Raw genomic sequence first — 10,653 nt, forward strand, 5'->3', positions numbered from 1 at the left:
TTTTGCCTCAAACCCTATCTGCGTAAGGACTTCAGGATTTTGTGTCCAGTAGTCCATTAGTATTATATTGCTTTAACTCAGGCTCTGTAAGACTTTTAGCCATAGCTAGTATGTTTATACGGGGGAAGTTCAGTTATACAGAGTCAGATATTGCGTCCGCCGGGCATCTGCTTCTTGATATTTGGCTATTAATTCAACAGTTTTTGCCTTCTCTTCGTTATAAAGACAAAGAGTTTGCTGATATCTTTGCTGCTCACTAAGATAGAGTTGATTATTCTGCGTTGCACGCTGCTCCCATTCATCAACTGCAAGCTGTGAAGTCTGAAGCTGTTGCTGCAATTGAGCTTTTTCCTGCTGCAACAAAAACTTATCACCTCTAGCATTATCTCGCTGCTGTTTCAGTTCTTGATAAGAGGGTGGCTCTGGCTGCCGAGAGCGAGGATTGTTGCGCTCATTATCACTATTAGAATCTCGGCGATCCGCCCTTCGCATCCCTGGCATAATTCAACCTCCGAAGCAGATATCCCTATAACTTGAGTCTTCCCAAATCAACGGAACGAGATAGCATTCGACAAGCTAAACCTCCTAATGAATCAATCAGTATCGATCACACTAAAAAATAACTTGACGGACACTATCACTACTAAGAGTTAAAGCGACCTAACGACTTAATCAAGAGGCAATCGCCACTCTCAACTTAAATCTAAAATATCATATTTGTCCGCTCCAATGATTTACCATAACCCGATTACTTCTTAATTCTTAACTGTAGCGAGCATCAATAATCTTGGCGAACTGAACAACGAAGTCAGCTATTTTTAATTGCGTAATCCTTGCTCAAATAGCGACTATTGAGACTTAAACAAAAACTGAGGTAACAATAGTTAAATAGTTTCAAACCTATAGCAGTAAGCCATCAGCTTTGAATCAGTTATATAGGAAGTTGTCGTTTTCTTTTCACTGTTTACTGATTACTGTTCACTGATAACTGAAAAATCCCCACCCTACCCAATCACCTCGTGTAAATCCGTCGGTGCGAGATTAGGATAAACCACTTCACCATCCTTAAACCAGATAATGCGTCCGGAATTACGCGCCACATCAGCCTCATGAGTTACCATGACGATAGTAATGCCACTGTTATTCAATTCCGAGAAAATAGCCATCACCTCTTGGGTAGTTTTCGAGTCTAGCGCCCCCGTCGGTTCATCAGCAAGTAATAATATGGGTTGATTGACAATCGCCCGGGCAATAGCGACGCGCTGCTGTTGTCCCCCCGATAATTGATTGGGTTTATTGTGCAGTCGATTATCTAATTTTACCTTCGTTAAAGCAGCGATCGCTCTTTCCTTTCTTTCTTGGGGAGAAACCCCACCATAAATCATCGGTAACATGACATTTTCTAGTGCGCTCATCTGGGGTAAAAGATGGAATTGCTGGAAAACAAAGCCGATTTTGCGATTGCGAATCTGGGCTAAATCCCCATCCGGCAGCGTGGAAACGTCCAGATTTTCTAGATAATAAGCTCCCAAGGTGGGACGATCAAGACAGCCGATAATATTCATGGCCGTGGATTTTCCCGAACCCGATGCCCCCATAATAGCGCAATATTCCCCTTTTTTCAGGCTTAAATTGACGTTATTAAGAGCTTTAACCATGGTTTCGCCACTGCCGTAGATTTTAGATACATTTTCGAGGCGAATAATTACTGGCTGATAGACTTCGGCTTTATCGTTGCGTTGGCTGAGAGAGGAAGTATCAAAACTCATGAAATAATATAGAGATAAAACCATTAAATGCAGCTATTCTAACCTGAGCAATTCTCCATTCAAGCAACATCCTTGAGAAAACCGACTAAAGGCAAGAAAACCGGCGCTAAATTCGATCGAGCCACGGCTAAACAGGGATAGGATCGATCGCTATAATTTTCCCCCACCTGCAAGGGAAAAATCTTTTCTCCTAAAGAGATAAATACTCCGCCAGCGGCCTGTAGAATTGCCCAGACCGCAGCAATATCCCAGACTTTCGGGGTTGCTTCCACTCCTCCCAAAACCGTGCCATCGGCAACCAAAAGCAGATTATAACTAGCCACTCCTATCATCCGCACTTTGCAGGGAAAGGGATTTTTTAATATATCTGTACTACGAGCGCAGAGATTAAACAGATGATTTTTGCTGGGAAAATCTTCGCTGGTGTGAATCGGTTGACCATCGCGGTAGGCTCCCTCTGGACCGGTTAAACCCGTCTCACCGTACCAATAACCATAATAGGCCTGTTTCAGGCAGGGGAGATAAACAAATCCGAACACGGGAGTCCCCCGGTAGAGAAGTCCTAGGGAAATGCCCCAGATGGGAATACCGCGAGTAAAATTAGTTGTACCGTCGATTGGATCCACTACCCAACACCATTCTTGATCCGGGAAAATATGGGTAGTTTCCTCGGTTAGGACTCCATGATCCTGGAAAGTGCGGGCAATTAGCGATCGCAATTCGCCATCGGACCAACGGTCGGCAGCCGTCACTAAAGTCCCGTCTGCTTTATTGGTGGCCTGTAATTTGCCAAAATCAGCCAGTAAGCGATCGCCCACCTGGCCGGTAGCCTGATAACAAAAGTCTAAAACCTGACTCCAAAAAGTTTCCATAATTTTCTCGTTCGTCTTCTAGTAGAATATTAAATCATTGTCTAAACTTAGGTAGTCGAGATTGAGCGCGGAAGCCCACCAGGAGATCAGACTAGCTACCCGTCTAGAAGCGATACTTTACCTAAAAGGGCAGCCTGTCCCCTTAACCGAGATGGTGACATTAACCAACAGCGATCGCTTGACGGTGGAAGATGCCATGATCGAGTTAATGTCCGATTATGCCCACCGGGATAGTGCCTTGGAAGTGGTGGAAACCCCCCTCGGTTATAGTTTACAATTGCGGTCAGCTTATCAGAATTTGATCGAAGACCTGATCCCGGCCGAATTAGGCACAGGAACCCTCCGTACTTTAGCAGCGATCGCACTGAAAGAACCGATTTTGCAAGCGGATTTAATTAATTTACGAGGCAGTACGGCCTATCAACAGGTTCAGGACTTGGTAGAACGAGGATTTGTGAGAAAACGCAAGCAAAACGAGGGTAGATCCTACTGGTTAGAAGTAACCGATAAATTTCATCAATATTTCGAGGTTGACAATCTTAGGGAACAGGGTATTCTGGAAGCTACCGATCAGGAATAAGGAGAGAGAGGGTATATTAGGGGTGAATATTTCTGATCACTGAGCTAAACTTGAGGAAGATGGGGGGACTTCGGGCAATCAAGAAGAGCGATTTGTTAACCTAAATCTAATAACCACTACAGCGTGGGAGTTCTGATGACTTTTAATCCTGATTTTTTTCCCTGGGAAACCGAAGAACAAAATGATAACTGTCTGATGCAGTATCTCCAGCAGCAGCATCCTGAAACCCTTGAGAGAATAGCCCAATCGGTCAGTAGCGAAATTAAAGATATTATCTCGCAAAACGTCAAGGGATTGGTGGGAATGTTGCCCTCAGAGGATTTTGCGGTACAAATTACCACCGACCGCGAGAATTTGGCTAATCTTCTCGCTTCAGCGATGATGACAGGTTATTTCCTCGGTCAAGTGGAGAAGCGCCATCATTTAGAATCAATTTTGTTAGCTACAGAATCAATTAAATTGGGCAAAAAACCAAAAATAGATTAATCTTCACCCAAGACAGAGACACTTTCATCGGTGTCTCTATCAGTTTTTAGCCCCCTTTGGCAAAACTCACCATCACTAAAATCGAGAGCAGGATACCGGGGACAAGTAAACCCGCTAATAATCCAAATTCAGTCAGCGTCATAGGAAAATATGCCCAAAATTCCATCACTTCCCACTCTAACCCCCTCTTCCGGCCACCTCAACAAAGCTTAAGGAAAATTTAAAGCCTTTTACCAGTTTTTCTCCTATCAGTTGTCCGACTAGACAAACCAAAAAGAGTCTTTTTGATGTTGCCAAGCGGTTTATAAGTAGCTGGTTATAATTAAATTAAAAATGGATTTTAGGTTCGATCCCCCCTGCCCCCCCTTGATAAGGTAGGGTTGATTCATGAATCAACCCTACGCTTGATAAGGGGGGTGTCTGATAATTTTTAACGCCTACCTACTTAATTCTTTTTTCAGCGCTTCGTATAAAGCTGAATAATCTTGTTCTGCTAATCCCATTTCTAAAGCTTTTTCCAGAAGGCTCTGTACTCCTGTTAGGGGAAAAGTGGTTAAATCTAACTTCTCCGATTCCTCTAAAAAGAGATTGACATCTTTGAGTAAATGTTTAGTGGGAAAATTAGGGTTAGCATAATTTTCTTCTAACATTCTGGTTAATTTTTTGTCAAAAGTAGGCGCATATAAGGCACTTTGACGCAGGATAGTCATGAACTTTTCTAGATCTACTCCTTGCTGGGATAAAAAAGCTAAACTCAAAGCAAAAGCACTGGTTAGAGAGGCAATTAATTGATTTAAAGCTAATTTTAACGCCGCGGCGGTTCCCACTTCCCCGATTAACATCGGTTCTTGACCAAAATGTGCTAATAAATTTGACCATTGATGGAACTGTTTCTCCGTTGCTCCCACCATAACTAAGAGAGTCCCCTTTTTAGCTTCGGGAATACTTCCTAACACGGGTGCTTCTAGATATTCTCCCCCTTTAGCAACAATTTGATCTCGCAGTTGTTTACTTTCAGAAGGGGCAATGGTTCCCATCTGGATAATAGTACGATTATTGAAGTTGGATTGCTCGGAATTTAATCCTAAAACCTCTTGGATAGCGGCGGCATTAGTTAACATTAAAATCAGACAATCTGCCTCTTGAATTACCTGATCGGGACAGCTAACTGTTTTGGCTCCTAACTGCTGTAAAGCTGTCAATTTTTCTAAGGTGCGATTATAGGCAATAACAGAAATTCTCTGATTTAATAATCTTTCTACCATTGGCTTTCCCATTAATCCCGTTCCCAAAAATCCAACTTTCATAACTCGATTTTTCCTTATTTATTGATTAGTTTTTACTTGTTTTTATGGCCGTCCAATGACGATTAGAAGACTGATAAATTCTAACATTTTCTAAGCCCGACTGCTGGATTAAATCGGCGATTTCTGCTAGGGTAAAAGCCGCTCGCAGCGAGTCTTGAAATAATTGCGCTTGTCGGGGAGAAAAATTAGGATCGATTTCCCTCACCATCCCCTTGATTATTTCCTCGGAATCAGGACGGAATAAATCTCTTAAAAAAATGCCACCATTGGGTTTTAAAACTCGCTTAATTTCCCGTAAAAAAGGCAGAGGATACTTGAGATGATGGATTAAACTATTAGAAATAACTAAATCAAATTGTTCGGATTGGTAGGGAAGATTTTTTCCATCAACTTTCTCCAATTTGATTTGTTCTTGACAGTTAGCATTAAGGATATTTTTTTGACCAATTTCTAACATAGAATCGGCCAGATCAATAGCGATAATTTGCCATTGGGGACGTAGTTGACTGAGTATAATCGGAATGCGTGCAGTACCGGTTCCTACATCTAACACCCTAGCATTAATACCGGCCAATTGTACGGCTTCTTTAGCGAAATTAGTATTAACTTCGGTGAAGTCCATGGCATCATATTCGATCGCTTCTTCCCGATCATCCATTACTTCTGGTTCTAAAATTCTTTCCATAGAAAAGCTATCTTTAGGGATTACAATATTCACAATACATCGGATCGGCGTTTTTTTGACCGTTGGGAAAGAGTTTTTCCTCTCGATAATCACACCTTTGACAACCGTATAGTTCCAGTTTAATCAAAGAGGTGGGAAAGTGACATAAACCACAGGGTAAACCCGCTTTTCTTTCGATAATATCAAACCCCGGACAACCACAATTAGGACATAATTGATTAAGTTTCTGCACCAGATTTGCTGTCGCAGCTGCAATTGCTTTCATCCGCGTGGGATTGTGCATAGCGCGCATATCGGTTTCTAGGTGTACTTTGCCGTTTTTGTCAAGAATATCTTCAACAATTTTAACTAAATTTTTCTGGTCAGTAATTCCCTTAAAAATATGCTCAGAGTCGAGAGAATTTTTATCAAACATCACCACTAAACCATGACTAGGAAAGCCGATTTTTTCGGCAAATTCTAAAGCAGCTGCTAGATTAGTTACAGTTTGGTGAGCGTGATTAGTTTCCGTGACTATTGCTTGACCAATTATTTCTAGATTATGGACTCGATCGAACAATAAAATCAATTCACGATTACAGGAAACTAGCGGCAAGTTGGGATAGGGATAAAAACTACCCTCACTAGCAATTCCGATATCGTATCCCGAAAGCTCGATCGCTTGTTGTGCCTTCCTGCGAGCGGTTTCAATTTGTGTCCCGATGCGCTTAATATCCCGGGTAAAAGTGCCAAAGCGATCGGTATCAAAATTATCGGGTACAATCACCTTAAGGCCTATTTCTTGCGCTAAAATCGGTGCAATCACCTGCTCTTTTCCGTGCATAGTCCCTAAAATTGCTATCCGATCTTGAAACATCTTTGTCAAGTAAAAAGGAGACAGGAGACAGGAGACAGGAGACAAATTCACCTGATAACTGATGGTGGGTTACGGCGAATACTAAATAGGTGGTAAAATATCTAAGTTATTGTCGCCTAACCCACCCTACGCTAACTTTCTGGGTTTTTTCCCTGAGCTTGTTTTAATCTTTCTGCTGCTGTTTCCATGACTTCTGCAAAGTTTTCGAGAATTTCGCCGGGGTGCGCTTCGAGGATTTTTGTGGATAGGGAAATGCGATTTTTATATTCGTCAATTTCCGCGACTACCACTTTAATTGCTTGACCAACTTTAAAGAAAGTCATGGGAGAATTAAAAGAGGCTCCTGTCACCTGTTTAGCATGGAGTAATCCCGTCACTCCACCGCAATCGACAAAGACACCGTAGGGTTGTAATTTAACCACGGTGCCACTTAATAATTTACCCACAGCTAATTGACTGATAGCGTTAGCGCGAGCAATTTCTCGCTGAGATAAAACTAATTTATTATTTTCTTGATCGATTTGAATAAAAGTTGCGGTTAAAAGTTGTCCGATGAGGGAATCTAAATCATTTTTTTCGATTAAATGGGAGCGAGGGATAAATCCTTTTAATCCCTCCACTTCCCCCGTTACTCCCCCCTTATTCACCCCTGTGACGCGCAGCTGCACCGACTTGCCACTTTCAGAGATTTCCCTGACATTTTCCCAGGCTTTTTGTAGTAATAATTGCCGCAGAGACAGGGTAACTTGTCCTTCCGCGTCCTGTCCACGGGTAATCAGAAAATCGAATTCTGCATCTATGGGTAAAGCTTCGGCAATGGAAGTAACATTTTCCAGGGAAATTTCCCTTAAAGAAATAAAAGCGGAGGATTTGCCGCCAATATCGATGAATGCTCCATCGGAGGTGTGTTGATCGACTCTCCCGCGCACGATCTGCCCTTTTTCAAACTGATAATCGTATTGATCAAGAGCTTTGGCAAAATCGTCCATGGAAAAGGCAGGGTTCGGTGTCATGATAAATAGAATGGTTACAAGTATAATTTCGATCTGCTTCCAGTGTAAGCTGAAGCTTGAGGGGTCAGACCATTAAGATTTAAGAAGGCTAAATAACTCTAGCACATGATCCCAAGCAGATTTGGCCGCATTAGCATTATAACTAGCCCTTTGGTCGCAGAAAAAGCCATGGTCGGCATTTTCATAGCGGAAAACTCGATGAGGAATTTGATAACGGATTAATGCGTTTTCTATCTCATCCACTTGCTTTTGAGGAATACTCGCATCTAACATCCCGAAAAATGCGTAGATTGTCCCCTTGATTTGGGGAGTCACTTGCACCGTCGCTTTGCCACCACCGGGGGTTCCCGTGGTGATTCCTGCACCGTAAAAAGAGGCACTAACTTTGATATCCTCTAGAGTGGAGACAAGATAAACCACATGACCACCAAAACAAAAACCGATCGTGCCGACACCGGTTTTTTGCACCTGTGGCAAACTATAAAGATAATCGATGGTGGTTTGGATATCGCTGATTAATTCGGCTGCTTTGGTTTGTTCTTTGTACTGACGACCGATTTCGATATCTGCCATACTGTACCCCGTTTCAAAACCAGGAGCGAATCGCTGATAAATGGCAGGAGCGATCGCTATATAGCCTTCTTGGGCAATTCTGCGGGTGACATCGCGAATATGGTCGTTTACGCCGAATATTTCCTGAATCACGATAATTGCCGGATAAATTCCCACCCGATCGGGAATGGCTAAATAGGCATCTATGTCAATATCTTTGTTAGGAATCGTAACAGTTTGCGTATTAATAGTCATAATTTTCTCGGTGAAAAGGGTGTTAGGGTGTTAGGGTGTTAGGGTTGTAGGGTCTTAGGGTTGTAGGGTTTTAGTTGAATTCCCCCAATTCCCCATCTCCCCAATTCCCCATCTCCCCATTCCCCCATTCCCCAATTCCCCAATTCCCCATCTCCCTAATTCCTCAAATTAAAACAAACTTTTTCAAGGCCACGGCAACCCCATTTAAGTCTACACTAGGGGCAACCCAATCGGCTTGATCCTTAACAGCTTGGGGAGCATTACCCATGGCAACACCGACACCCGCATAGGTGAGCATAGAAACATCATTAAAATTATCACCGATCGCCATAACGTTTTGCGGTTGTAATCCTAGGATATCTTCGGCCAAAAATTGGGCGGCGCTTCCCTTAGTGGCCTCAACGTGGGTAACTTCAAAAAAAGTCGGACTCGATTGGGTAAAGTATAAATCTTGATTTTGATAGCGTTGCTGTAAATGATGCCAAATCTCGGCGATAAATTGCTTATCTTCCCCCATGGCCAGGATTTTAGTGGTTTTGTGGGCAACTTTGCGTAAATCTCCCACTGCTTGGGCAATAATACCTGATCGTTGCCGATAGAATTCCGTTTCCGCGTTTAATTGCCGCACATAAAGCACATCGTCCATATAAAAATTAAGGGAGATTTTCTCTTTCCATTGGGGTTGTTCGAGATAATCTAAAAGATCGATCGCCAAGTCGGGGGAAATGGGAGTATGTCGATGGTGAACTTGGGAAACAGGATCTTGGATCCAAGCGCCATTGTAAGCAATTAAAGGTAAAGTGGATTTAAGGCGTTTATGAAAACGTAAAGCCGAGCGGTACATCCTACCAGTGCCAATAGCGACGGGAATTCCCTTTTTTTGGACGGCCGAGACAGCTTGCACCACAGCTGGATTAACCTGATTGTTATCACCGGCGATCGTTCCATCCACATCGACAACGATTAAGCGAATATCCACAGTCATGTCCCATTCAACAGTCAACAGTTATTGACACTCTCGCCGTCAAGCTACGCTGTGACTGGAGATTCTTGCTTCTACTCCTCTTAACTAGACACAATCGGAAGACTATGCCCCCGTCAGACCGAATCCACAAGCGTTTTAGTTTAACGTCTACCGACTGCCCGGCGGCGGACGGATCTGAATTTTATTTGTGGGCAGAATTGACCTTAGCCGTTAAGCTTCTATCCTGCTTGACCCGTCACCATTACATTTTCAAGGGCGATATTTGTTCCGAGGTACAAAGGAGCGGGAGGTTTCCGTGATCCCTTACGCGCTTTACCGCTTTCTGTATTCTAGCGAAATCCCTCGAAAATTGTCAAAGTATTGAAAGCTAGGATGGAAGGCATGGGATTAAATGCAACAGTCCGAACATTTGGATACACGAATAAAACAATATTAAATTGGGAAAAGAAATTATCAGCCTGACAAGAAACGTTAGTATTTAACTCTAGATAAAATGTCACCATAATTACCTCAAAAACTGCCCTAGTTAATTATTTTTAGCTAGTTGACTAACAAGCCATGCTCTTAAATTCTTTTCTGCCCTCACTTCATCCTCTTTAGCAGTGGCTAAAAATTCATAGAGTTTAGTTTTCGGAACTAGGGGAAAAGAGGGACTAAATTCTCCTTCCTGATAAACCCCCTTTTCTAACCGATAAATGCGCCAGATTTGTCCATTAAAACGCCATAATTCCAGCACTCCCAAACGGGCATAAAGTGCTAATTTATTAATATCCGTATGGGTGATATCCACTTCCACCACTAAATCTGGGGGCGGATCTTCAGTTAAATTAATCCTTTTTCCTAGCACTTTAGCTTGATTTTGAATATAGTAGGCATTATCGGGTTCTGCTCCTCGTTCTAAATCTTCCCTAGCTAGAGTTGTGGAACCCATACTTTTAATTTTTAAACCCAATTCGGACACCAAAAAATAGATAAAACGTCCGATTAATTCTCGATAAAACTCGTGTTCTTCTAGGGGCATAGTAATTTCTAAAGTGCCACGATCATAAAATAAATGGGCGCGATTATTTTCCCCTAGTGCCTGTAAAATTTGCTGATAGGATAACCAATTGAGATGATAAAAAGTAACCCGTCTTTCTGCCCGGATTTCGCTAGTATTTAACTCCAGAGGAACTGTCACCATAATTACCTCAAAAACTGCCCTAGTTAATTATTTTTAGCTAGTTGACTAACAAGCCATGCTCTTAAATTCTTTTCTGCCCTCACTTCATCCTCTTTAGCAGTGGCTAAAAA

At 42.4% G+C, this 10,653-nt stretch carries 12 protein-coding genes; 2 read left to right on the plus strand and 10 right to left on the minus strand.

Going from position 1 to position 10,653, the window contains the following annotated elements:
* Positions 1-129 precede the first annotated feature (129 nt).
* From IM477_RS00250 to IM477_RS00260, 3 genes are all read right to left on the minus strand, one after another.
* A complete protein-coding gene (locus tag IM477_RS00250; protein WP_287729960.1) occupies positions 130-501 on the minus strand; it encodes a hypothetical protein in 372 nt (123 codons plus the stop codon).
* Positions 502-1,004: 503 nt separating this feature from the next.
* Positions 1,005-1,769 carry an ABC transporter ATP-binding protein gene (locus IM477_RS00255; RefSeq protein WP_287729967.1) on the minus strand — a complete coding sequence of 255 codons (765 nt, stop codon included), beginning with the start codon at positions 1,767-1,769 and terminating at the stop codon, positions 1,005-1,007.
* A 59-nt stretch (positions 1,770-1,828) separates the two neighbouring features.
* Entirely contained in the window at positions 1,829-2,641 is an 813-nt protein-coding gene (locus IM477_RS00260) for an inositol monophosphatase family protein (RefSeq protein WP_287729961.1), read from the minus strand.
* Positions 2,642-2,702: 61 nt separating this feature from the next.
* Here IM477_RS00260 and scpB point away from each other — a divergent pair, with 61 nt between their 5' ends.
* Both scpB and IM477_RS00270 read left to right on the plus strand, forming a co-directional pair.
* Complete coding sequence (gene scpB / locus IM477_RS00265) at positions 2,703-3,221, plus strand: SMC-Scp complex subunit ScpB (protein ID WP_002737651.1); 519 nt, start codon at positions 2,703-2,705, stop codon at positions 3,219-3,221.
* 135 nt (positions 3,222-3,356) lie between these two features.
* Positions 3,357-3,707, plus strand: a complete 351-nt coding sequence (locus tag IM477_RS00270) for a DUF760 domain-containing protein (RefSeq protein WP_002803308.1) — start codon at positions 3,357-3,359, stop codon at positions 3,705-3,707.
* Between the two features lie 437 nt (positions 3,708-4,144).
* On the opposite strand, the gene IM477_RS00275 is transcribed toward IM477_RS00270, so the two are convergent.
* The 7 genes from IM477_RS00275 to IM477_RS00305 form a co-directional block, all read right to left on the minus strand.
* Complete coding sequence (locus IM477_RS00275) at positions 4,145-5,014, minus strand: NAD(P)-dependent oxidoreductase (protein ID WP_287729962.1); 870 nt, start codon at positions 5,012-5,014, stop codon at positions 4,145-4,147.
* Between the two features lie 25 nt (positions 5,015-5,039).
* Entirely contained in the window at positions 5,040-5,699 is a 660-nt protein-coding gene (locus IM477_RS00280; RefSeq protein ID WP_287729968.1) for a class I SAM-dependent methyltransferase, read from the minus strand.
* A gap of 13 nt (positions 5,700-5,712) precedes the next feature.
* Positions 5,713-6,555, minus strand: a complete 843-nt coding sequence (locus tag IM477_RS00285) for a DUF6671 family protein (RefSeq protein ID WP_287729964.1) — start codon at positions 6,553-6,555, stop codon at positions 5,713-5,715.
* Positions 6,556-6,686: 131 nt separating this feature from the next.
* Entirely contained in the window at positions 6,687-7,544 is an 858-nt protein-coding gene (locus IM477_RS00290; protein WP_041803732.1) for a S1 RNA-binding domain-containing protein, read from the minus strand.
* A 96-nt stretch (positions 7,545-7,640) separates the two neighbouring features.
* The gene (locus IM477_RS00295) at positions 7,641-8,375 is read right to left on the minus strand and encodes a dienelactone hydrolase family protein (RefSeq protein ID WP_287729965.1); all 735 of its coding nucleotides are present in this window, start codon (positions 8,373-8,375) and stop codon (positions 7,641-7,643) included.
* A gap of 163 nt (positions 8,376-8,538) precedes the next feature.
* Complete coding sequence (locus IM477_RS00300) at positions 8,539-9,354, minus strand: Cof-type HAD-IIB family hydrolase (RefSeq protein ID WP_287729971.1); 816 nt, start codon at positions 9,352-9,354, stop codon at positions 8,539-8,541.
* A gap of 532 nt (positions 9,355-9,886) precedes the next feature.
* Complete coding sequence (locus IM477_RS00305) at positions 9,887-10,543, minus strand: Uma2 family endonuclease (RefSeq protein WP_287729966.1); 657 nt, start codon at positions 10,541-10,543, stop codon at positions 9,887-9,889.
* Positions 10,544-10,653 lie beyond the last annotated feature (110 nt).

The sequence above is a fragment of the Microcystis sp. M090S1 genome (assembly GCF_020246295.1).
Taxonomy (GTDB): domain Bacteria; phylum Cyanobacteriota; class Cyanobacteriia; order Cyanobacteriales; family Microcystaceae; genus Microcystis; species Microcystis aeruginosa.

Coding starts and splice junctions, on each gene's coding strand:
- IM477_RS00250 (WP_287729960.1), bottom strand. CDS start 501: ATGCCAGGGATGCGAAGGGCGGATCGCCGAGATTCTAATAGTGATAAT.
- IM477_RS00255 (WP_287729967.1), bottom strand. CDS start 1,769: ATGAGTTTTGATACTTCCTCTCTCAGCCAACGCAACGATAAAGCCGAA.
- IM477_RS00260 (WP_287729961.1), bottom strand. CDS start 2,641: ATGGAAACTTTTTGGAGTCAGGTTTTAGACTTTTGTTATCAGGCTACC.
- IM477_RS00270 (WP_002803308.1), top strand. CDS start 3,357: ATGACTTTTAATCCTGATTTTTTTCCCTGGGAAACCGAAGAACAAAAT.
- IM477_RS00275 (WP_287729962.1), bottom strand. CDS start 5,014: ATGAAAGTTGGATTTTTGGGAACGGGATTAATGGGAAAGCCAATGGTA.
- IM477_RS00280 (WP_287729968.1), bottom strand. CDS start 5,699: ATGGAAAGAATTTTAGAACCAGAAGTAATGGATGATCGGGAAGAAGCG.
- IM477_RS00285 (WP_287729964.1), bottom strand. CDS start 6,555: ATGTTTCAAGATCGGATAGCAATTTTAGGGACTATGCACGGAAAAGAG.
- IM477_RS00290 (WP_041803732.1), bottom strand. CDS start 7,544: ATGGACGATTTTGCCAAAGCTCTTGATCAATACGATTATCAGTTTGAA.
- IM477_RS00295 (WP_287729965.1), bottom strand. CDS start 8,375: ATGACTATTAATACGCAAACTGTTACGATTCCTAACAAAGATATTGAC.
- IM477_RS00305 (WP_287729966.1), bottom strand. CDS start 10,543: ATGGTGACAGTTCCTCTGGAGTTAAATACTAGCGAAATCCGGGCAGAA.